The sequence below is a fragment of the Nannocystis punicea genome (assembly GCF_026965555.1).
In the GTDB taxonomy this organism is placed as follows: domain Bacteria; phylum Myxococcota_A; class Polyangia; order Nannocystales; family Nannocystaceae; genus Nannocystis; species Nannocystis punicea.
This window is the reverse complement of record NZ_CP114040.1, coordinates 13077081-13098439: the sequence shown is the minus strand read 5'-3', so window position 1 is coordinate 13098439 and position 21359 is coordinate 13077081. Positions and strand designations below refer to the sequence as shown.

At 72.7% G+C, this 21359-nt stretch carries 14 protein-coding genes; 4 read left to right on the top strand and 10 right to left on the bottom strand.

Annotated features, from left to right (window positions below; translation table 11 throughout):
* Window positions 1-17 precede the first annotated feature (17 nt).
* Window positions 18-1589, top strand: a complete 1572-nt coding sequence (locus tag O0S08_RS50520) for a DUF1592 domain-containing protein (RefSeq protein ID WP_269036753.1) — start codon at window positions 18-20, stop codon at window positions 1587-1589.
* A gap of 280 nt (window positions 1590-1869) precedes the next feature.
* The gene (locus tag O0S08_RS50515; protein WP_269036752.1) at window positions 1870-3201 is read left to right on the top strand and encodes a DUF1552 domain-containing protein; all 1332 of its coding nucleotides are present in this window, start codon (window positions 1870-1872) and stop codon (window positions 3199-3201) included.
* A gap of 97 nt (window positions 3202-3298) precedes the next feature.
* Here O0S08_RS50515 and O0S08_RS50510 read toward each other — a convergent pair whose 3' ends face one another.
* From O0S08_RS50510 to O0S08_RS50480, 7 genes are all read right to left on the bottom strand, one after another.
* A complete protein-coding gene (locus O0S08_RS50510) occupies window positions 3299-5647 on the bottom strand; it encodes a hypothetical protein (protein WP_269036751.1) in 2349 nt (782 codons plus the stop codon).
* 116 nt (window positions 5648-5763) lie between these two features.
* Window positions 5764-7083: a group II intron reverse transcriptase/maturase gene (ltrA, locus tag O0S08_RS50505; protein ID WP_269041881.1), complete on the bottom strand. Its 1320-nt coding sequence runs from the start codon at window positions 7081-7083 to the stop codon at window positions 5764-5766.
* Between the two features lie 592 nt (window positions 7084-7675).
* A complete protein-coding gene (locus tag O0S08_RS50500) occupies window positions 7676-8866 on the bottom strand; it encodes an MFS transporter (RefSeq protein WP_269036750.1) in 1191 nt (396 codons plus the stop codon).
* Between the two features lie 5 nt (window positions 8867-8871).
* Entirely contained in the window at window positions 8872-9408 is a 537-nt protein-coding gene (orn, locus tag O0S08_RS50495; protein ID WP_269036749.1) for an oligoribonuclease, read from the bottom strand.
* A gap of 15 nt (window positions 9409-9423) precedes the next feature.
* Window positions 9424-11154, bottom strand: coding sequence for a vWA domain-containing protein (locus tag O0S08_RS50490; RefSeq protein WP_269036748.1), 1731 nt, complete (start codon window positions 11152-11154; stop codon window positions 9424-9426).
* A 198-nt stretch (window positions 11155-11352) separates the two neighbouring features.
* The gene (locus tag O0S08_RS50485) at window positions 11353-12627 is read right to left on the bottom strand and encodes a hypothetical protein (RefSeq protein WP_269036747.1); all 1275 of its coding nucleotides are present in this window, start codon (window positions 12625-12627) and stop codon (window positions 11353-11355) included.
* 24 nt (window positions 12628-12651) lie between these two features.
* Window positions 12652-13617 carry a threonine ammonia-lyase gene (locus O0S08_RS50480; RefSeq protein ID WP_269041928.1) on the bottom strand — a complete coding sequence of 322 codons (966 nt, stop codon included), beginning with the start codon at window positions 13615-13617 and terminating at the stop codon, window positions 12652-12654.
* A 56-nt stretch (window positions 13618-13673) separates the two neighbouring features.
* On the opposite strand from O0S08_RS50480, the gene O0S08_RS50475 reads away from it, so the two are divergent.
* Entirely contained in the window at window positions 13674-16556 is a 2883-nt protein-coding gene (locus O0S08_RS50475; protein ID WP_269036746.1) for an ArnT family glycosyltransferase, read from the top strand.
* A gap of 216 nt (window positions 16557-16772) precedes the next feature.
* Here the strand turns inward: O0S08_RS50475 and O0S08_RS50470 are convergent, their stop codons facing one another.
* Complete coding sequence (locus O0S08_RS50470; RefSeq protein WP_269036745.1) at window positions 16773-17567, bottom strand: hypothetical protein; 795 nt, start codon at window positions 17565-17567, stop codon at window positions 16773-16775.
* 280 nt (window positions 17568-17847) lie between these two features.
* Here O0S08_RS50470 and O0S08_RS50465 point away from each other — a divergent pair, with 280 nt between their 5' ends.
* A complete protein-coding gene (locus tag O0S08_RS50465; protein WP_269036744.1) occupies window positions 17848-18549 on the top strand; it encodes a M12 family metallo-peptidase in 702 nt (233 codons plus the stop codon).
* Between the two features lie 412 nt (window positions 18550-18961).
* On the opposite strand, the gene O0S08_RS50460 is transcribed toward O0S08_RS50465, so the two are convergent.
* Window positions 18962-20842 (bottom strand): Hsp70 family protein, encoded by a 1881-nt coding sequence (locus tag O0S08_RS50460; protein WP_269036743.1) that lies wholly within the window; start codon window positions 20840-20842, stop codon window positions 18962-18964.
* A 167-nt stretch (window positions 20843-21009) separates the two neighbouring features.
* Window positions 21010-21294: a hypothetical protein gene (locus O0S08_RS50455; protein WP_269036742.1), complete on the bottom strand. Its 285-nt coding sequence runs from the start codon at window positions 21292-21294 to the stop codon at window positions 21010-21012.
* Window positions 21295-21359: the final 65 nt, after the last annotated feature.

Below are 21359 nucleotides of genomic sequence, written 5' to 3'. Positions count from 1 at the left end.
GAGAGGCAAGAGGCGCCATGCGACCCGCGACCGGCCTCCCCCGCGCGCTGCTCGGCGCGCTCGCGCTGAGCGCGTGCGCGCCCGAGCCCGTCGCGCCACCTGTCCCCGAGGCCATGGTCCGTCGGCTCACCGCGTTCGAGTACGCGAGCACGGTGCGCGACGTCCTGGGGGTCGAGGCGACGCTCACCCGCGAGTTCCCGGTCGACGCGCCCGCGCTCGGCTTCGACACTGTCGCGACCGGCGGGCCGCCCTCCTCCCTGCTGGTCCAGATCTTCCAACACTCGGCAGAATCGCTCGCGGACGCGGCGCTGCGCTCCGGGTCGGCCCGCGCGGCCCTGCTGGTGTGCACGCCCGACCCCGCCGATCCCGCGCCGTGTCTGCGCACGATCGTCGAGTCCCTGCTCACCCGCGCCTGGCGTCGCCCGCCGTCGAGCGCCGAGCTCGACCGCTACCTCGCGCTCGTCGACCCCGCCGAGCTCGACGCCGGCCTGCGCCTCGTCCTCGAGGCCGCCCTGCTCTCGCCGCACTTCACCTTCCGCTGGGAGCGCGACCTCGGGGCGCCGGGCGAGTCGCACTGGCTCGACGACTACGCCCTCGCCGCGCGCCTGTCCTACTTCCTGTGGAGCAGCGCGCCCGACGACGAGCTGCTCGCCCTCGCCGCCGTCGGCCGATTGCAACACGAGGCCACCCTCGCCGAGCAAGTGGCGCGCATGCTCGCCGACCCGCGCGCCGCCGGCTTCGTCGACGGCTTCGCCGGCCAGTGGCTGTACTTCCGCGGCCTCGACGACATCTTCCGCGACGCCCACCGCTACCCGCGCTACGACGACGCAGTGCGCGACTCGATGCGCGAGGCCATGCGCCGGCGTTTCCGCGAGTTCCTGGTCCCCGGCCGCGACCTCCGCGACCTCCTGCTCGACAGCCACGCCCACGTCGACGCCGAGCTCGCCGCGCTCTACTACTTGCCCGACGAGCTGGGCGTCGACGAGTTCACGCGCATCGACCTCGAGCCGCACAAACGCCGCGGCCTGCTCACCGAGCCCGGCTTGATGACCGTGCTCGCCTATCCGTTCGCCAGCTCGCCGACCCGCCGCGGCCGCTTCGTGCTCGAGCAGCTGTTGTGTTCACCCCTGCCTCCGCCCCCGCCCGAGGCCGCCGCGCAGGCCGAGAGCGAGGCCAGCACCGCCCGCGAGCGCCTCGAGCAGCACCGCGCCGATCCGGCCTGCGCCGGCTGCCACGCGATCCTCGACCCGATCGGCCTCGCCTTCGAACACTTCGACGCCATCGGCGCCTGGCGCGGCAGCGAGCACGGCGAGCTCATCGACGCCGCCGGCCAGCTGCCCACCGGCGAGCGCTTCGCCGACGTCCGCGAGCTGGCCCCGATCCTCGCCGGCGACCCCCGCTTCACCCGGTGCGTCGCCACCAAGGTGCTGACCTACGCGCTCGGCCGCCCCCTGGTGACCGAAGATCAGCCTGTCCTCGAGGACATCCACTCGCAGTTCGTCGCCGCCGGCCGCGACCTGGTCGCGCTGCTCGTCGCGGTGGTCCAGAGCGACCCATTTCGCATTCGCCGCGCCCAGGAGCCCGCATGAAGCCCGCCCCGCGTCGCGCCCTCTCGCGGCCTCCACACCGAGACCTCATCAACCTGTCCTCGAGTTCAGGTCCTTCGCCTGCCCTCGCCTCGCAGGAGCCCGACACGCGTCACGCCCTCTCGCTGTCTCCACGCCAAGGCGCCATCGACATGTCCTCGAGTTCAGGTCCTTCGCCTGCCCTCGCCTCGCAGGAGCTCACCACGCTTCCGGTCCTCGCACTGTCTCTCATCAACCTGTCCTCAAGTGCAGGTAATTCACCTGTCCTCGCGCAGGAGCCCGCATGAAGTCCGCCACGCGTCACGCCCTCTCGCGCCGGGCCTTGCTGGCCGGCGGCGCGGTCGCGGTCGGCCTGCCCTTCCTCGACGTCCTGCGTCCGTCCGCGCGCGCGGCCGGGCCGGTGCGGCCGCGGCGGCTCCTGTGTTACTTCGTGCCCAACGGCGTGCGCGGCGACGCCTGGTTCCCCGCGCCCGATCCGGATCTGCAGCTCTCGCCGTCCCTCGCCGCGCTCGCGCCCGTGAAGGATCGCGTGATCGTCTTCTCCGGCCTCGCCAACACTCCCGGCCTGCCCGAGCTGCCGGGCTCGCACGCCTCCGGCACGGCGGCGTTCCTCACCGCCCGCACGGCCCGGCGGTCCGAGGTCGACCTGCACGTCGGCGTCTCGCTCGATCAGCGCTACGCCGCCGCGAGCGCCGGCGCCACCCCGCTGGCCTCGCTGCAGCTCGGCTGCGAGGGCGGCGGCTCGTTCGGCGCCTGCGACATCGGCTTCGGCTGCGCCTATCACCGATCGGTCTCCTGGTCCTCCCCGACCACCCCGCTGCCCAAGCTCACCTCCCCGCGGCTCGCCTTCGACGTGCTCCTCGCCGGCGACGATCCCAGCGCCGGTGCTGCCGCGCGAGCCCAGCGGCGGGCCACGCGGCGCTCGGTCCTCGACGTCGTGCTCGCCGACGTCCGCGACCTCGAGAGCGACCTGGGCGCCGGCGATCGCGTGCGCCTCGACGCCTACCTCGACGGCCTGCGAGCGCTCGAGCGCCAGGTCGATGCGCCCGCGGGGCTCGGCGCGTGCACTGCCGCCAGCCCGCCCGGCGAACCGGCCGACTTCCCGGCCCACGTCGACATGATGACCGAGCTCATGGTCCTTGCCCTCGCCTGCGACCGCACGCGCGCGATCACCTTCATGCTCGGCAACGCCGCCAGCAACCGCGCCTACTCCTTCCTCGGCGTCGAGGGCGGCCATCACGACCTGTCCCATCATGCAGGTGACGCCGGCAAGATCGCCGGCCTGCGCCAGGTCGACGCCTGGCAGGCGGCCCAGTTCGCGCGGCTGTTGCAGCGGCTCGCCGACACCCCCGACGGCGACGGCGACCTCCTGCGCTCGACCGTCGTCCTGCTCGGCAGCGACGTCGGCGACGGCAACAGCCACACTCACCACGACATGCCCGTCCTCCTGGCCGGCGGCGACGACCTGTGGGGCGGCGGCCGCCACCTGGTCTACGAGACAGGTACGCCGCTGGCCCGCCTCTACGTCTCGATCCTCCAGGCCCTCGGCCTGCCCGACACCAGCTTTGGTGAGGACGGCGACGGCCCGCTTCCGGGCCTGCGCCTCGACGCGTGACCGACTCCCTCGCCGAATGACTCGGTCCATGGGACATGTTCTTTAAAACATGTCCTCATGGTCTATCGGCGTTCGGTCGACCCTCCCGGATCGGTCCTCACGGCTTCGCCGGCTTCTCGCCCTTCGCCGGCTTCTCGCCCTTCTTCGTCCCCTTCGCGCGCGCGGCCAGCAGCGAGTCCATCGCCGGGGCCGGCACCACCAGCCACCAGCGGGGCACCACCTCGTCGAGGATGATGAGGCCCAGGGCGGTGGAGTAGCCGAGGGACACCTTGAACTCGCCCTGTTCGACGACGCCCCAGCGGCCGAGCGGGACGCGGCCGCGGAACTCCCCGTCCTCCTCGCTGGCCAGGCTGGCCGCGAATTCTTCGCGGGTCACGGCCACGTCGCCCTGCCCGGCGTCGGCCAGGGTCACCAGGAACGCGCGCGAGTTCAGGCGGATGCCGGCGATCGTCGAGGCGCCTGCCACCTTGGCGAACACCTCGGCCAGGCCCTCGCGGGCTTGCATGCGGTACGCCAGGGCGCTCATGTTGTAGAAGGCGGTCACGTCCTCCTTGTCGGCCTGGGCCGCGCGCTCGAGGATCGACATCGCCGCCGGGATGTCGCCGGAGAAAGCCACCGCCATCGCCGCGTTGTTGAGCGCGAGCGCCTGGTCCTTGCCGGTCTTGCGCTCGGCCAGCGCCGCGAACGCGTCGATCGCCCGCTGCAGCGACGCCTTCTCGCCCTCGCGGCCGGCGATCGCGTCGACCGTCGCGCGGATGATCGCCGCGGTGTCGGCGTCGACCTCGGCCGGCAGGCTCATCGCCGACTTGACCGCCGTCAGCAGCAGCTCGCCGTCCTCCCACATCAGCGCGGCGTCGAGCTGCGCGCGGACCTGTTGCACCCGCAGGTCGGGGTCCTGTTGCAGCGACGCCGGCAGCGGCGCGTCGGCCAGGAGCCGCGCCTTGCGGGGGTCGGCGGCCAGCCGCGAGCTGGAGAACACCAGCCGCCAGGCGTCGCGCGACTCGGGGAACTTGCGCGTCAGCGCCATCGCCTTGTCGGGCAGCTTGCGCACCACCGCCAGCGCCGCCTCGCGCTGTTTGGCCAGGATCTTCGGCACCGCCTCGCGCGCCAGAGTGAACAGCAGCTCGAGCAACGCCGCGCGGGCCGGGTCGTGGGCACGGTAGCCGCGGGCCAGCTCGAGCACCTCGTCGAAGCGCGCGTCGAGGTCGGTCAGCTTCACGTCGGACGTCTGCGCCAGCTCGGCCATCGCCTCGGCGAGCATCATCGGCGGCACCGTGCCCAGCGCCACCTCGTAGTAGAGCCGATCGTGGTTGGCCATCTTGCGGGCCGCGCGGACGTGACGCGTCACGCCGACGAAGTCGAAGTCGCGCTGCATCGCCACCACGCCCAGCCCCGTCTGCGGCCGCGCGTCGTTCGGGTGGGCCGCGGCCAGCGCCGCGAAGATCTTCTGCGCGTCGCTCAGGCGGTCCAGGTTCGCCAGCAGGTGCCCGCGCTCGAGCTGCGCTGCGAGCTCGGTCGCCTGCTCGAGCTCCAGCGCCCGCCGCACCTTCGCCAGCGTCGCGTCGAGGTCGGCCAGGCGCTTCTTGAACGCCGCCGCCTTGTCGTCGCCCGGCTCGCCGGGCCCGCGCGCCTCGGCCTCCTTCCGCGCCGCCTCGGCGCAGGCCGGGTCGAGCGCCGAGTGGCACACCCCCATCAGCGCCGCGAAGTCGCTGCCTGTCGCGCGCTCGCCCTTGCGCTCGATCGCCAGCCGGCGCAGCGCCACCCCCTCCGCGTACTGCTGCGCCTCGACCTTCGCCTGGCTCGCGCGCACCAGCACCTCCGGCACCTCCGGGTGGTTCGGGTGCTCGCGCAGCATCCGCGCGGTCGCGTGCATGTGCAACGCCGGCGCCCGCTGGACCGCCTGGCCGAGCGCCGCCACCACCTCCTCGATCTGCCGCGCCTCGACCTGCGCCTCCTTGCGCGCCAGCTCGACCCCCAGGTGCAACATCTGCCCGAACAGCGCGCTGCGCTGGAGCATCCGCAGGCTGTGGACCACGCGGTACGCCTTCGTCAGCGCCGCCAGCAGCTCCGGGTCGTCGCTGCCGGCCGTCACCGCCCGCTCGGCGAGGATCAGCCCGCGCGCGAACACCAGCGTGGTCTGCAACATCGCCGCCGGGTCCTGGCTGTTGACCTTGTCCCACGCCGTGATCGCCTCGCGCGCCTCGGCCATCACCTTCTTCGACTTCGGGTCGCCGGTCAGCACCGCCTCGACCTTGCCCTTGAGCCAGGTCGGAAGCACCTCGTGGAGCGGCGGCTGCGGCCCGGGGTCGAGGCGATCGGCGACCGCGGCGAGCTCCTCGTCGACCGCGCGCGGAGCCGCGGCGGCGGACTTTTCGGGCGTCGTCGTCGTGGCGGGGGCGGGCTTGCACGCGGCCGCGAGGGCCACCACGAGCGCGAGTCGTCGCATTGGTAGATCCTACTTTCCTTTCCGCATGTAGCGGAGAAGTTGGGCAAGACCCCCTTTCAAACCGTGCGTGCGGATTTCCCGCACACGGCTTACGGGTGGTCTCTCGGGCCGTCGCATTACGCGGCCTCCGGGTACTGCACGGTCCCACGCAGTCGGTGGAGCCCGTGGTTGTGGAAGAAGTCGCTTGTCCAACCTTCGACGTCGTTGGCTCGCAGGTGTCGGCCTTTGCGCCGCACCATGAAGTGCGTGAGCCGGCGCCATACGTACGTGTCGATCTGGTTGAACTTCGCCGCGGCGTTCCCGGTGCGGAAGTAGTTGCCCCAGCCGCGCAGCACCGGGTTGATGTCGCGGACGATCACCCGCACATCCTTGACCCCGTTGCGGCTGCTGCCGGTCAGCTCCTTCACGCGCTGCCGCACCCGCGTCATGCTGCGCTGTGAGGGCCAGCGCTGGAGGAAGTACACCCTTCGGCCTTCCTTCTCCCAGATCGGCCCGGACATGCGCTTGCGCAGGTGGCAGCCGAGGAAGTCGAAGCCTTGCCGTCCCCGGCTCAGCTCGACCCGCCTCGTCTTCTCGGGATGCAGATCCAACTTGAGCCGTCGCAGGATCTCGCGGACCCTGGCCTCGGCCGCCTCGCACGCCTTCGCGGTCCTGCAGAGGATCACGAAGTCATCGCAGTAGCGCACGAGCTCGCCCAGGTGGGCGTGTCGTCGCTGCCACAGCTTGTCGAGGACTGCGAGGTAGATGTTGGACAGCAGCGGTGAGATCACGCCGCCCTGGGGTGTCCCCGAGAGCATCGCCGTCACCTCGCCATCTTCCATCACACCGGCTTCGAGCCACTGCCGTACCAGCTTGAGGACCCGTCTGTCCGAGATCCGCATCTCGACGAGCTTCATCAGCCGCTCGTGATCGATGCTGCCGAAGTAGTCGCGGATGTCGGCATCGAGCACGTGGTTTCCACCTCGTGCTCCCAGCACCCGCAGTCGCTCGAGCGCCTGCGTCGCGCTGCGCTTGGGCCGAAAGCCGTACGAGCACGGAAGAAAATCCGCCTCGAAGATCGGTTCCAGCACCAGCTTCGCCGCCATCTGCACCACTCGGTCCCGGACTGTCGGGATCCCCAGCGGCCGCTTCTTCCCGTCCGCCTTCGGGATGTACCGCCGCATGACCGCGCTCGGTCGGTACGTCCCCGCCTCGAGCTCTGCACCGATCTCTTCGAGAAAGCGATCGACGCCGAGCTCTTCCACCTCGGACAGCGTCTGGGCATCGACCCCCGCTGCCCCCCTGTTCTTCTTCACCCGCCTCCATGCTTCCCTCAGGACGTCACGCCTGGAGATGCGGTCGTACAGCGCATGGAAACGTCTTCCCGGATGCCGCTTGGCTGCGGCCCACAGTCGGCGTCGAAGTTCTCGCACTTTGTCACGCGGCCTACGCCGCATGGGGTTGTTGGGACCTGTCCTGCAGGCCATGCCCTCGCGCTTACCTTCTTCTCCGACACGACCACCCCAGGGGCCCTTCCCTCCGGCGGCGTTGTTCTGCGCCACCATCATCGGTACTACGACCCCCTCGGACTCCCGCTGCACAGCGCTCGACTTCGCCTTCGGCTTATACGAGTCGCTTCGCCCCGACATGGGCCGTGCAGACGGGCCTCTCCTGTTCCGCATCGCTCCTTGAACGCGTGCTGCGCCCCCTACCCCGGGAGGACCCGCCGCGCTTTCTACTCCGGATGTCTGCGCGGTGGACGTGGCCTTCGCCGTGGCATGAGCGGCTCGGCTCCCCCATTGTTTCTCTGTCGAGGCTGCAGGCTTCACTTCATGTTGCGGCCCGCGTTCTTGCTCCCTCCGTAGAGGCACTTGACGCCCCGCTCGGGCCACGACGATCTCTCGCCGTACCTGGGGCCTGCTACCGGGCGCTCCGGCGCCTACCCGGACGGGACTCTCACCCGCTGGAACGGTGCAGCATGACGCGGCCGAGCCGCCCCCTTCGGGGTCCTTCTCGTCCGCGTCTTCAGGACGCACCATGGGCGCGAGCTTACCGCGAGCCGCGCAACGCCGTCTCGACCGCGGGATCGCGCCAGGCCAGCCACAACCACAGCGCGGCCGCGAGCGCGAACGCGGCCGCGAGCGCGAAGGCCCACTGGAGCCCGAATTCCGCCGCGTGGCCGGCCGCGCCCGAGCCGACGAACCGCGCCGCGCCGTAGCACAGCGCCGCGTACAGCCCCTGCACCGAGTTGCGGAAGTCGGGCGCCGCCTTGTGATCGAGCACCATCGGCGGCAGCAGGTACAGGCTCATCACCACCGGTCCGTGCAAGATCTGGGTCGCCAGCACCGTCGTCGGCGACGCCGCGGCGAACAGCAGCGCCATGCGTCCGGCCATGCACGCCGCGCCGAACAGCATCAACGAGCGCACGCTCGTGCGGCGCAGGATCGCCGGCGCGAGGAAGATCCACGGCAGCTCGAACAGCACCCCGAGGTTCGACACCAGGCCCACCCACGCCGGATCGATCCCCACCTCGACCACCAGCCGCGGGTAGAACGCGTAGAACACGCTGATCGACGCGAACAACAACACCAGCGGCCCGACCAGCGCGAACGTCGGCGGGCGCCGCAGCTCGGCCCACGCCGCGGTCGTGGGCACCGCCGCCGAACTGCGCGGCTCCGGCAGCACGCGCGGCAGCAGCGGCGCGCACACGGCCGCCAGCGCCGCCGCGGCCGCGCCCGTCAGCATCGCCGCGCGGCCGCCGGCGGCGCCCGAGTACATCAACGCGAACAGCACGAACGCCGGCGCCATGAAGCCGAGGCTGCCCCACACCCGCAGCGCCCCGTAGTCGGGCGGCGTCGCGCCGGCGGCCCGGGTGCGGGCCATCTCGGTGAACGCGAGCGCGTCGAGCAGCGGCGTCATCGGCGTGTAGGCCAGGCCGAACGCGGCCGACAGCACGAGCGACGCCGCGAACCCGTCGGCCCACGCGAACGCCAGCAGCACCGCGCACGACAGCGAGTAGCCGATCGCCACCAGAGTGCGGCCGGGGACCTTGCGGTCGGCCAGGGCCGCCATCACCGGCGGCGCGAGCAGGACCGCGAGCCCGTAGGCGCCGGTGATCCAGCCGATCTGGCTGTCCGGTAACTTCAGGTCATGTCCCAAGAATACTGGCACATAGGGCAGGTACGCCCCGACCACCGCGTACAGCAGGAAGTAATGGAGCTTGAAGCCCGCCGTGCGCATGCGGCTCAGCGGAACACGTGCTCGCGGTAGAACCGGAGCTCGGCGATCGACTCGCGGATGTCGTCGAGCGCGCGGTGGGTCTCGCGCTTGGCGGGCGCGCTGACGGTGGGGTACCAGCGGCGGACCAGCTCCTTGATCGACGACACGTCGATGTTGCGGTAGCTGAGGTAGCCGGCGAGCGCGGGCATGTAGCGGACCAGGAAGCGGCGGTCGTGGCCGATCGAGTTGCCGCACAGCGGCGACTTGCCGGGCGGGCAGTAGGCGCGGATCAGCCCCAGCACCTGCGCCTCGGCCTCGGCGAGCTCCACGGTCGACGCCTTGACCGCCGCGGTCAGGCCGCTGTTGCCGTGCTGGCGGGTGCACCACTCGTCCATCGCCTCGAGCACCTCGTCGGGCTGGTGGATCACGAGGTCGGGGCCCTCGGCGACGATGTTGAGGTCCCCGTCGGTGATGATCGCCGCGATCTCGAGGATCTGGCAGCGGTCGGGTTCGAGGCCCGACATCTCGAGGTCGATCCACACGAGCGGCGGCGCGGCGTCCATGGCCGCGCGATCCTACTACGGCTCCTGCAGCGCCGCGAGCACCTGGCCCATCTCCACCAGCTCGGGGTCGTCGGGCAGCGCCTTCTTCGCCGCCTCGAGCCGCTCCCACGCCGTCTCGATCGCCACCGTGTCGCCGGCGTAGTACTGGATCGCCCGCAGCGCCGCCGCGTACGCCAGCACAGCCTCGCCCTTCTGCAGCCAGGTCGTCTCGCCGGACAGCAGCTCGGTCAGCTTCCACTCCGCGGTGGTCTTCTTCGGCTCGCCGGTGACCGCGTCGACCCAGTGGAGCTCGACCTGGAGCGCCCCGCTCATGTCGAGGTCGTCGGCGCACGGGCGCAGGCGGCGGTGGACGACCGAGTTGTCGGTCGGCGCCGCGGTCACGTGGTCCTGGGCGATCGTCTCGTTGTCGGCCTGCGACTCGGACACGAGCTCGAGGCCCGGAGGCAGGGTAATGCGGACGTCGACCGACGAGGCGGTCAGGCCGACCAGGCTGAGGAAGCGCTTGCCGAGCTGGGTCTCGGCCGCCGCGGCGCTGCCGACGTAGATCGACGGCCCCGCGCCGGCCACGCCGATGGCGTCGATGAGGCCGCTGCGGAACAGGCCCGGGTCGCCGACGCCGACGCCGATCGCGTGGACCCCGGTCTTGTTCGGGACGTCGCCGGCGCGCTTGGCCATCTCCTCGAGGTCGTCCTGGGTCGCGGTCGCGCCGCCGTCGCTGATGAGGACCAGGCGGTTGATGTCCTTCGGGACATACGCCTTGTCGGCCTGGGCGTAGCCGGCGCTGAGCGCCTGCGTCAGCTCGGCGGAGCCGCCGACGTCGAACTCGTCGATCGCCGCCAGCAGCTTGGAGTCGTTCGGCCCGGTCACCATCGTCACCGGCAGCAGCGGCGCGTCGGCCATGTTCCAGCTGACCACCGCCGCCGTGTCGCCCGCGCGCAGCTCCGCCGCCAGCACGTGGCTCGCGGTCTTCAGCAGCTCGAGCGCCTTGCCCTCCATCGAGCCCGAGTTGTCGAGCGCGAGCGTCAGGTGCACCGGCGGGCGGTCGGCCTTCTTGAGCTCGGGGCCGCGGATCGCCACCTGCAATTCGAAGATGTCCCCGAGGTCATCCTTGCTCGCGCGCAGCTGGGCCCCGGCGAGCAGCTGCTCCGGCGGCGCCAGCGGGTAGGCGAACGTGTAGTAGTTGAGGAACTCCCACGGGCGGATGACCACGCTCGTCAGCGACGGCCACTGCCCGAGCATCGCCTCGCGCGCGTGGGCCGGCGACGACATCGCGTCGGGCTCGCGCGCCGCCAGCCGCCACGTCGTCGGATCGGGCCCACACAGGGCCTCCTCGGGGACGTTCTGCGGGTCCTTCTCGTCGAGCGGCGCCGGCTCGTCCGACGGCGGCGCCGGCTGTTCGCCGGTCTCCGAGGTCGTGGCCGGTTCGGTCTCGCCGGCCTCGGTGGTCCCGCCCGGGCCCGACGCCCCCGTGGTGGGTTCGCCGCCGTCAGAGTCGCTCTCCGACGCGGTCAACGACCCGCCCGAGGCCAGGCCGCCGAGAGTGTCGGTGTCGGTCCCGCCGCCCTGCGAAGCGGCGAGGTCGGCGGCCGACGAACAGCCGGCGACCAGCGCCCACAGGCCCAGCGCGGCGCCGAGGCTGGGCCGCCCGGGCCGCCGCGACCCATGCTCGCGGTGAACTGCGTCCGCGAGGCGAACAGCAGCAGGGGTTGGCGAACACGCAGGGGGGGACCCGCGAAGAGAGGGCATGGCGACCTCAGACAAGGAGTAATTCAGTGGGGGGCCGAGGCCCGGGGCCCGAGGGCCCGACCGAACCCCTGGGAGCGGGATTCGGCGAAGCGTGAACTCAAGAGGCCGAACTCGGCCCGAGTTCAGTATATCGGGCCTCGCTACGACGCGCCAACCCGCAGCGGCGAGAGGACCGGCCCCGGCGAGCGCAGACCGGCGTCAGCTCGCGGGGCGCCCGAGCACGCGGCCTATGGCGGCGCGGATCCATGCGATGTGATCGTAGTCGGGGCGGCCGCTGATGGCCTGCGGCGCGACGATCCGCGCGACCACGTGTCCGGGTGGGTCATGCGGTTCGGCCGGGCGCTCCACGAGGTGGATCTCCACCTCTTCCGGACACGCGCTGCACCGCGGCAGCGCCACCTGGCCGGCGTAGGCGTCGACGCAGTCACGATAGTGCAGCCCGATCACATCAGGGGCCTCGACCGCGAAGCCCGAGCGGTCGAATTCTCCCAGCCGCACCATCACCAGCCCGAGCCCGTGCAGGAAGTAGGTCGCCTGCTGCAGCGCCGGCAGGTCGCGCTCCAGCCCGTCGAGCTCGAGGTCGACGCTGCCGAAGCGACGCATGCCGCGGGTCGTGAGGCGGACCGCATCGGGCTGTCGGGGATCGATGAACGGGACCACTGCGACCTGGTCGGCGATGTTGCCGAGGCTGGCCTGCAGCCGCCGCGCGGCGAACGCCGCCGGCCCGACCGTCTCGAGCGTGTCGGGGTCGTGCACGAGCGCGCCGGTGTCGGCCGCCACGGCCCGGACCAGCGCCTGCAGAAGCCGAAGCCCACGCACCCCGTTCTGGTTGCGATAGAGCGCGCGCAGCAGCACCAGCTGAGTGCGCTCGGGCAGGCTGGCGCGCTCCTCGGGCTCGAGCGCCCGCGTCAGCTCGGGGTCGGCGAGCAGCTTCGGCTCGACCGCCGCGGCCGGCAGCGCCTCGATCTCGAGCCCGAGCAGGTCGGTGGTCGCCCACACCCGGGCCGCCGCCTCGGGGTCGAGCGGCTCCTCGTGGCTGGCCTTCGGGACAGCCTCGTTCGGGCCCCGCAGCGCGCTCATGTCCGCGCGCGGCGGCGTGGCCACGAGGTCGAGCAGCTGCGCGACCTCCGGGTCGTCGACGCTCTCGGCGAACATCCGCCGCACGATCGCCTGCAGCTCCTCGCGCGTCGGGGCCGGGCCGGGCGGCCCGGGTAGCAGCAGCACGTACCCGAAGGTGATCCGGTCGGCGAACACCACCCTGTGGGCGGCGGCCTCGGCCCGGCGCGCCTCCTCGGCGGCCAGCTCGGCGGGCGTCGGCTCGGGTGGCGGCGCCTCCTTCACCTCGGTCGGCGCCGGCTGCTCGGGCGCGTCCGGGCGCGGCCGCGCCTGCTCGCCGGGCCGCCCGCACGCCAGCGCGCACGTCAGGACATGCCCCAAGAGACATGTCCGATTAAACATTGTCCTTCGAGTCATGTCCTTCATGACCTGTCCCGAAGTTCACGCCTGCCCCGCGTGGCGGCCGAGCAGCTCGGCGACCAGGGACGGCTCGACGTTGCCGCCCGACAGCAGGACCCCGACCCGGCGGCCGCGCAGGGCCCCGGACAGGGCCGCCGCCAGCCCGGCCGCGCCGGACGGCTCGACCAGCACCTTCGCGTGCAGCAGCAGGGCGACCAGCGCGCGGCCGAGGGCGTCGTCGTCGACCTCGAAGCTGCCGCGGACCACCCGGCTGGCGACGGCGAAGTTCTGCTCGCCGACGCGGACCGGCTTGAGGCCGTCGGCCAGGGTCGAGCCCGGCTGCACGGCCACGCGCTCGCCGGCGCGGAGGCTCCGGGCGAGCGCGTTGCAGGTGCCGGGCTCGGCGCTGTAGACGGCGATGTCGGCGGCCTCGGCCACCAGGCACGCGCCGGCGATGAGGCCGCCGCCGCCGACCGGGACGACCAGCGCGTCGAGCTTGGACCCACGGGCCAGGACCTCCTCGACCAGCTCGAGCGTCGCGGTGCCCTGGCCGGCGATGATGTCGGCGTCGTCGAACGGGTCGACGATGGCCCCGCCGGTGCGCTCACGGACCGCGAGCGCGGCCGCGCGCCGCTCCTCGGACGTCGTGCCGGCGAACACGATCTCGGCCCCGAGCGCGCGCACGCCTGCGACCTTGACCGCGGGCGCGTCGACCGGCATGGCGATCGTCGCCGGCACCCCGAACTCGCGCGCGGCCAGGGCGACCGCCTGCGCGTGGTTGCCGGAGCTGAAGGTGATCACGCCGCGGCTGCGGGTCTCGGGGCTCATGCGCCCGACCGCGTGCAGCGCCCCGCGCGCCTTGAACGCCCCGATCCGCTGCAGGCACTCCGCCTTGAGCCACAGCTCCGCCCCGGCCAGCGCGTCGAGGGCCGGCGAGCGCAGCACCGGCGTCCTCACGACTCTCCCGGCGAGGCGCTCGGCCGCGGCCCGCACGTCATCGACGGACATGGTCACGCGCGCCAGGCTACACCGGCGGCCGCGGCTTTGGTACGACTCTCCCGCTCGTGGCTCCCGGACCCGCCTTTCGCCCGCCGACCTGGGCGCTGTTCGCACTCGCCGCCCTCGCCGTCGTCGCGCTGAGCGCCTGGTCGCTCGCCGCCTGCGGACCGTGGGATCCGTGGGAGACGCATTACGGCGAGGTGGCGCGACAGATCCTGCTGCGCAACGACCCGCTCGACCTGTGGTGGAAGCCCGGAGTCGGGCCCGACGGCAACGCCGAGAACACCTTTTGGTCCAAGCCGGCCCTGCCGTTCTGGCTGATGGCGCTGAGCATGAAGCTGCTCGGCGTCGGCCTCGGCGCCGCGCCCGACGAGATGGTGCGCGCCCCCTGGCCGGAGCTGGCGATCCGCCTGCCGAGCATGCTCACGGGGCTGGCCTGCGCGGTCTTCCTCGGCTGGGCGTGCGCTCGCCTGCTCGCCGCCGCCCGTCCGGTGGACGCCGGTCAGCCGGTGCGCGCCGGGTTTTACACCGCCCTCGCCCTCGTCACCATGCCGCAGTGGGCGATCGTCAGCCGTCAGGCGCTGACCGACATGTTCTTCGTCGCCCCGGTGACGCTCGCCATGGCCGCCTGGGCGCTCGCCTGGCTGCGGCCCGACCGGCCCCTGCGCCGCCGCGCCCTCGTCACCCTCCTCCCGCGCCGCCTCCGCGCCCGATTCGTGAACCTCGGCGACGCCCCGAACGGTCATGTTTTTTCAGACATGTCCGATGAGACAGGCTCCATCGACGCGCGTCACCATCTGTCCGCGAGTACAGGTGCGGGGACCGCGGGCGCGCCGGCGAGCGACCGCGCCGACGCCTCCGGGCGCACCATCCTGTCCCGAGAGACAGCCGCATCGCCCACGCGAGCCGACACCGACCTGTCCGCGCCGACAGCCGCGCCGGCCGACGCGACCGATCTCTCGCGCCAGGGCGAGGTGTCCGATCTCCCGCGCGCCCCTGCCGCATCCGCCTCCGCAGCCCGCGCAGCCGACCTGTCCCTCGCGCCAGCCACCGACCCCGCCGCGCCCACTCACCTGTCCCTTCCGCCAGCCAGCGGCGCCGCCCCGGCGGCCGACCTGTCCCTCGCGCCAGCCACGGACCCCGTCGCCGCCACTCACCTGTCCCTTCCGCCAGCCAGCGGCGCCGCCCCGGCGGCCGACCTGTCCCTTGCGCCAGCCACGGACCCGACCACCGCGAATCACCTGTCCCTTCCGCCAGCCAGCGGCGCCGCCCCGGCGGTCGACCTGTCTCTTTCGCCAGCGCATCGGTCCCCTTCGCCGGCGGCGGCCGCGTCCGCCTCTGCGCCGCGCGCGGCCGACCTGTCCCTTTCGCCAGCCCGGCGCGCGCCGACCGGCTGGCGCGCGCGCCTGGCCGCCGTCGCCCGCTGGGAGCTGCCGTGGGACCGGGCCTACCTCGGCTTCCTCGTCCTCTTCCTGCTCGCGGTGGTCGCCCCGATCGTCGCCCTCGACCTCCACGTCAGCAGCGACCACACCGTCGCCCGCGTGTCGCGCTTCGTGAAGAAGCCCGGGGTGCCGAACTTCGCCACTCTGGTGAAGATCCACCTGGTCATGCTCGGCTACGCCGCGGTGGCCCTGCTGGTGCTGCTGCGGACGCTCCGCTGGCGCACGCGCGCGCAGGCGTGGATGGGCGTGCTCTACCTCGCGGCCGGCGTCTCGCTGGTCGGCAAGGGCATGATCGGCCCCGGCCTCGTCGGCCTGCTCGTGCTGCTGCACCTGCTCGTCAGCGGCCGCCTCACCGTCGCCAACCTGTGGCGCTGCGGCCCGCTGACCGGCGTCCTCCTGTTCGCGCTGGCCTCGCTGCCGTGGCACCACGCCATGTGGATCTACCGCGGCGACCCGTGGCTCAACGAGCTGATCATCGTCAACAACCTGGCCCGCTTCGGCAGCGGCGAGCAGGACCAGGCCGTCGGCGGCTTCGCCTACTACCTGCGCACCCTCGGCGTCGCCGCCCTCCCGTGGTCCGCCGCCCTGCCCGCCGCCCTGTGGGCCGCCGCCCGCCGCCTGCGCGCCGACGATACTTCAGGACATGCCCCGAGCGACATGGCGCAACCGACAGGTCCGCAAAGCCATGTCCTTCCGGCCAGCCGCCTCTCCGGCGAACCCCCGGCGCCGGCCTCGTCGGAGCTGTGGCGGTTCGCCCTGCTGTGGTTCTGCGCCACCCTGGCGCTGCTGACCACCAGCGTCACCAAGTACTACCACTACCTCCTCCCGGCCCTGCCGCCGCTGGCCCTGCTGCTGGGCCTGTGGCTGAGCGAGCCGGCCCCGGCCGCGCGCGACCGCAAGCTGGCGTGGGCGGCAGCCGGCCTCGGCACCGTCCTCCTGGCGCTCGTCCTGCGCGACGCCATCGTCGAGCCGGCGTGGATCACCCACCTCACGACCTACCTCTACGATCACATGTGGCGCAACGGCGCGCCCGAGACCACCGGCCTCGTCGCCTGCGCCCTGCCGTTCGCCCTCGGCCTCGCGCTGTGGGCCGCCCGCCGCCAGCGGGCCGCGCTGGTCGCCATGCTGCTGGCCGGCTTCATCACCCTGCACTACACGCTCAACAGCTACCTGCCCGCGGTGTCGGAGCACTGGTCGCAGCGCTCGGCGATCCGCCACTACTACGACCACCGCGGCCCCGACGACCCGCTGGCCAGCTGGTGGTTCTACTACCGCGGCGAGACCTTCTTTACCAAGGGCGCGGTGTGGGTGCAGAAGGAGGCCGACCGCGAGACCCTCGCGGAGCTGGTCGACGCCAACCGCGGCCACGGCCGCAACGTCTGGATCATCACCACCGGCGGCCACGGGGCCCGCGCCAAGAGCTCCCTCCCGCCCGACCTCCGCGCCGGCAGCCAGGTCGCCTACGAGAACGCCCACTACACCCTGATCAAGGTCCCTGTCCCGTAGGACCTGTCCTTCGGGTCATCCGCAAGCGGCAGCGCCTCGCCCCGCTTCCGGGACCGCCCACTCCCGGACTGCGGCCGTCACCCCCACGGACAGCCGCGAGCCGTCGTCCTCCTCGGACGCGTCCCTTCGGCCATCACACGAGGCGACCTCCGGCGAGCGACACAGCTCGCCGTCCTGCTTCCGGGACATGTCCTCCCGGACATGCCCCTTCGGCCATCAAGCCCGCAGCGCCGGCCGCTCGCGCGCGGGGGGCAGCGCCGCGATCACGTCGCTCGCGCACGCCTCGAAGCACTTTTTAAAGGCGGTCTCCTGCGTCGGCTCGAGCTGCTTGGCGGCCGCGCGGCGGGACAGGCCCTTGCGGTGGGCGTCGAGGGCGAGGGCGTAGCTGGCCTCCGGGAGCGACAGACCGGCTTTCATGTTCCGCAGGTCGATCCCGCAGCCGCCGCCGCAGCAGGCGTTCTCGAACATGTAGGCGCCGTTGGCCACCCACACGCCGAGGCCGAGGGAGATCGCCGCCAGCTCGGCCGCGGCTTCGCCGTCGATCTGCTCGAGCGCCGGCGACGGCGTCGGTTGTATCCACAAGCCGATCCGTCCCAGTTCGCGGGCCAGGTTGCCGAGCAGCAGCGCCGGCGCGCGGAACACCTGCGGCATCACCACCAGCGCGAGTTCGGACCCGCGCACGAAGGTGTGAAGCAAGTGACCGGACGGATCGCCGAGCACCTTGAAACCCGGCGGTACTGCCGCAGAGCCTGCCCCCGGCGGCGCCAGCGTGATCTCGACGTCGCCCTGGCCGATGTGCTCCTGCGCCGCGCACACCAGGTCGAACAGCGCGTCGAGGTCGCGCGGCGGCGAGGCCTTCTTCAGCGGCGACTCGGACACCCACTGCTGCTTGCGCGCGGGTGGCCCCAGGTGGGCGACCACTGCGGCGAGGCTCTGCGCCAGCCACGTGCGGGTCTCGGGGTCGGGGACGAACTCCGGGGCCTTCGCGGCCCGCTCTCCGAACTGCAGCATCTTCCGCTGCAAGATAGCAGCACGCGCGCGCCTCTGCAGGCGAAGCCGCGTGCGCGACGCCTCTCTGGCGGCCTCGCGCCGACCTTCCGGGTCTGCAAGGCAGGTATGACGTCGCTGTCTCGGTGAGGCGCCGGTCCCGAAGCCGGACAGCCGTGATCGCGTGGAGCCCCGCGTCTCCGTTCGCTGCATGCTCGCGATCACCCGCGCGATGTGCTTCGCACCCCTCGGTGCGCACCGCGCAGTTTTTTTCCGCTGCGATTCGGGTACTGTCGATCCTCGGGTGAACCTGGGCTCGCGTCTCGGTCGGTTCGTCGGTCCGCGCCTCGCAGCGTTGGCGGTCCTGTTCGTCACCGCGCTGGCGTTCACGCCGGCGCACGCGGCCGACAAGCACGTCGTCCCCGACATCCGCGGCGAGTCGCAGCCCGACCTCCGCGCCGGCGCCCGGCTCGTGCGCCTGCCGCTGACGATCCACGTCGCCACCGGCGCTGAAAAGGTCGTGTTCGACCTGCGCCGCCTCAACCGCGCCGTGTGGCGCGCCAACGAGGCCCTGCGCGCCTCCGGCATCGAGGTCTACGTCGCCCGCGTCGAGCTCCTGCCCGAGGGCTTCGCCTCGATCCGCCACCGCCGCGACCGTCGTCACCTCGCCGCCTACGCCCCGCCCGACGGCACCGTCCACGTCTTCCTCGTCGGCAACCTCGAGCTCGGCGGGGCCCTCCGCGCCGACCGCAGCGTCCGCGGCCTCCACTGGCGCTACCGCGGCCTGCTCGGCAAGATGCGCAACCGCGAGTACCTCATCGTCAGCAACGACGCCCCCGCCACCACCTTCGTCCACGAGCTCGGCCACCTGTTCGGCCTCGAGCACGACACCTCGCACCAGAACCTCATGTGCTCGTGCCGCCAGGGCCCGCGCCAGATCTTCACGGGCGATCAGGGCCGGCGCATGCGCAGCGGCGCCCTCGCGTTCGTCGCCCGCCAACCCTGAGCCCCTGTCCTCGAGGACAGGCCGGTCATCCGCCAGGCCGCACCGACGCAGGCGCGGCTCGGCCCGCCGGCGCCGAGCGCCTGTCCCCGAGGACAGGCCAGTCAGCCGCGAGCAGAGCCGACGCAGGCGTGGCTCGGCCCGCCGGCGCCGAGCGCCCGTCCCCGAGGGCCGGCCCATCAGCCGCGAGCAGAGCCGACGCAGGCAGGCTCGGTCCGCAGTTCACCGGCGCCGAGCGCCCGTCCCCGAGGACAGTTCAGTCAGCCGCGAGCAGAACCGACGCAGGCGTGGCTCGCCCGTCGCCGCTGACGGCGCCTGCCTTCGGCCCTCGAAGGTTATTAACATGACCTTTTCGACATGCCCGAAAATTCATGTATCCACGGACATGCGCATGGGTACATGTCCCAGTGAGAAGCTACTCGTCGTCGTCCTCGACGACCTCGCCCACGTCCTCGATCGCGTTGGCCGCCTCGGCCCGCACGCGCGTCGGCGGCGGGGCCACGACCGGCTGCAGGCGGGCGCGCGCGGGCGGCGGCGCGGCGATGGCCGCCCACTCGCCGCCGAGCGGCTGCAGCAGCGCGGCCAGCCCGTCGATGGCGGTGCGCACCAGCTCCGGGTCGCCGCCGGCCAGCACCGCCCGGGCGTCGCGCAGCCCGCCCTCCACGGTCGCGCGCACCTCGGGCGCCAGCTTGTCCTGCTCGCCGAGGATCCGCTCGCAGCGCTGGACCATCCCTTCGAGCCGCGTGCGCCGCTCGTGGGCCTCGCGCTCGAGCCGGGCCGCGGCCTCGCGCTCGCGCGCCGCCTCCACCATGGCCGTCAGCTGCTCCTCGGCGATCCCCCCGCGCTCGCGCACGTGCAGCCGCGCCTCCTTGCCGCGCAGCAGCTCGCGCACCGACAGCTCGAGCACCTGGTTGTCGTCGACGCGCAGCTTGACCTCGATCTCGGGCCGGCCCGTCACCACGAAGCTGGCCAAAAGGTCATCCTCCTCGGCCCCGCGGTCGCCCTGGTAGACCCGCGCCTCCGCCGACGCCCGCCCGTCGCCCGGCGTGTTCAGCACCACCGCGGTCTCGGCCGGCACCGCCGCGCGCGCCGTCAGCAGCGTCTGCACCTCGCCGCCCGACAGCCGCACCACCAGCGGCTGCACCAGCGCCTCGTGCACGCGCACCTCCGGGTGACGCGACGCCAGCAGTCCGGCGAGGACTGCCGCCCCACGCGCGACAGTGTCGACCGCGTCGAGCTTGCTCGACGGAATTTTTTTGAAGATCGCCTCGACCTTCTCGTGCAGCGCGGGGATCCGGCTGGACCCGCCGAGCAGCATGACGTCGCCGACGCGGTCATGGGCGACACCTGACTCTTCGAACACCCTGGCCACGAGGCCGGCGATCCGCTGGACCACGTCGCCCGCCAGCTTCTCGAGCCGGGCCTGCGTCAACTTGGCCGCCAGGTGCTTCGGGCCCGCCTCGTCGGCGCTGAGGAACGGCAGGTGGACCTCGACGTCCTTGCGCTCCGACAGCGCGATCTTGGCCTTCTCCGCCGCGTCGCGGACCCGCGAGCGCACCAGCTCGGCGTCGCCGCCCTCCTCGCCGCGCTCGCTCAGGAGCCACTCGGCGATCCGCCCGTCGATGTCCTCGCCGCCGAGCGCGAGCCCCCGCTGGGCCAGCACCGCCACCTCGCGCTCCTTGATCTCCACCACCGCGCAGCTCGCCCCGCCCGCGCCGGCGTCGACCACCACGATCACCTCGTCTTCGACACCTGTCCTTTCGGCCTGGTAGAGCAGCGCCGCCGCGGTCGTCGGGTGAATCAACCGCCGCACCTCAAGCCCGCCGAGCCGACACGCGTGCAGCAGCGCCCGCCGCTGCGCGTCCCCGAAGTGGACCGGCACCGTCACCACCGCGTGCGTCACCGCCTCGCCGAGCTGCTCCTCGGCGACGGCCCGCACCTCGGCGACCTGCGCGGCCACCAGCGCCTGCGGCAGCAGCGAGTGGTCGCCGTACTTGACCGACGCGTCGCCGTGCTCCGCCCGCACCAGCGCCTGCGGCTGCCACACCCCCGGCGTCACCGCCTCGAAGCGGCGCCCGAGCAGCCGATGCACGTAGAGCTGGCTGCCGTCGGGTCGCAGCAGCGCCATCCGCCGGGCCCTGTCGCCCACCACCACCGCGCCCTCGCCGTCGATCGCCACCGCCGCCGGCAGCACCATCACGCCCTTGCCCTGCAGCAGCGCCGACGCCCGACCGTGCTCGAAGATCCCCACAGTGCAGCGCGTCGTCCCCAGATCGATCCCGATGGCCGTGCTCATGGCCGGCGCACTCTTGCAACCCGCGCGATCGCTGTCAACACCCGCACAACATGCTCTCAAGGACATGTTCTGAATTCGCGACCTCGGCCAGGGAAGGGTCTCCGCCCGGTCGCAGCACTGGTCAAAGCGGACCTCGCCGCACTCGCCGCCGGCGCTCGATCGGACTCTCAGGAGGGCACGAGCGTGCCGGCGACGCTCTCCGCGGGCGGGTACGGCGCGGCGATCCAGCGCAGGCGTTCGAGCTGCCCTGCAACACGCTCCGCAACCGTCGTGACACCGATCGAATCGTGCGCGGCCAAGCGCCGCGCGCGGCATGCTCGCGCTGCGAATCGACGCTGACGGCGCCGAAGCCTGGGCCAGAAGAAGCGGAGGCCGAACCCGAGGTCCAAGACGCTCGTGCTGTCAGTGTCTACCTGCATGACCTCGAGCGGTCGCTCGGCGTCGTGGAGCATCGCTTCGAAGCTCGGGTCCAGCCGAGGCCACCGGAGCCGGGCTCGAGCTCGCTCGCGCGTCGGTC

Excerpts from the sequence above, each read along its gene's own strand:
- ltrA (WP_269041881.1), bottom strand. The coding sequence starts at position 7,083 with ATGCGGCGTAGGCCGCGTGACAAAGTGCGAGAACTTCGACGCCGACTG.
- O0S08_RS50485 (WP_269036747.1), bottom strand. The coding sequence starts at position 12,627 with ATGACTCGAAGGACAATGTTTAATCGGACATGTCTCTTGGGGCATGTC.
- O0S08_RS50470 (WP_269036745.1), bottom strand. The coding sequence starts at position 17,567 with ATGCTGCAGTTCGGAGAGCGGGCCGCGAAGGCCCCGGAGTTCGTCCCC.
- O0S08_RS50500 (WP_269036750.1), bottom strand. The coding sequence starts at position 8,866 with ATGCGCACGGCGGGCTTCAAGCTCCATTACTTCCTGCTGTACGCGGTG.
- O0S08_RS50460 (WP_269036743.1), bottom strand. The coding sequence starts at position 20,842 with ATGAGCACGGCCATCGGGATCGATCTGGGGACGACGCGCTGCACTGTG.
- O0S08_RS50455 (WP_269036742.1), bottom strand. The coding sequence starts at position 21,294 with ATGCTCCACGACGCCGAGCGACCGCTCGAGGTCATGCAGGTAGACACT.
- O0S08_RS50480 (WP_269041928.1), bottom strand. The coding sequence starts at position 13,617 with ATGTCCGTCGATGACGTGCGGGCCGCGGCCGAGCGCCTCGCCGGGAGA.
- O0S08_RS50510 (WP_269036751.1), bottom strand. The coding sequence starts at position 5,647 with ATGCGACGACTCGCGCTCGTGGTGGCCCTCGCGGCCGCGTGCAAGCCC.
- O0S08_RS50520 (WP_269036753.1), top strand. The coding sequence starts at position 18 with ATGCGACCCGCGACCGGCCTCCCCCGCGCGCTGCTCGGCGCGCTCGCG.
- O0S08_RS50515 (WP_269036752.1), top strand. The coding sequence starts at position 1,870 with ATGAAGTCCGCCACGCGTCACGCCCTCTCGCGCCGGGCCTTGCTGGCC.
- O0S08_RS50490 (WP_269036748.1), bottom strand. The coding sequence starts at position 11,154 with ATGCCCTCTCTTCGCGGGTCCCCCCCTGCGTGTTCGCCAACCCCTGCT.
- orn (WP_269036749.1), bottom strand. The coding sequence starts at position 9,408 with ATGGACGCCGCGCCGCCGCTCGTGTGGATCGACCTCGAGATGTCGGGC.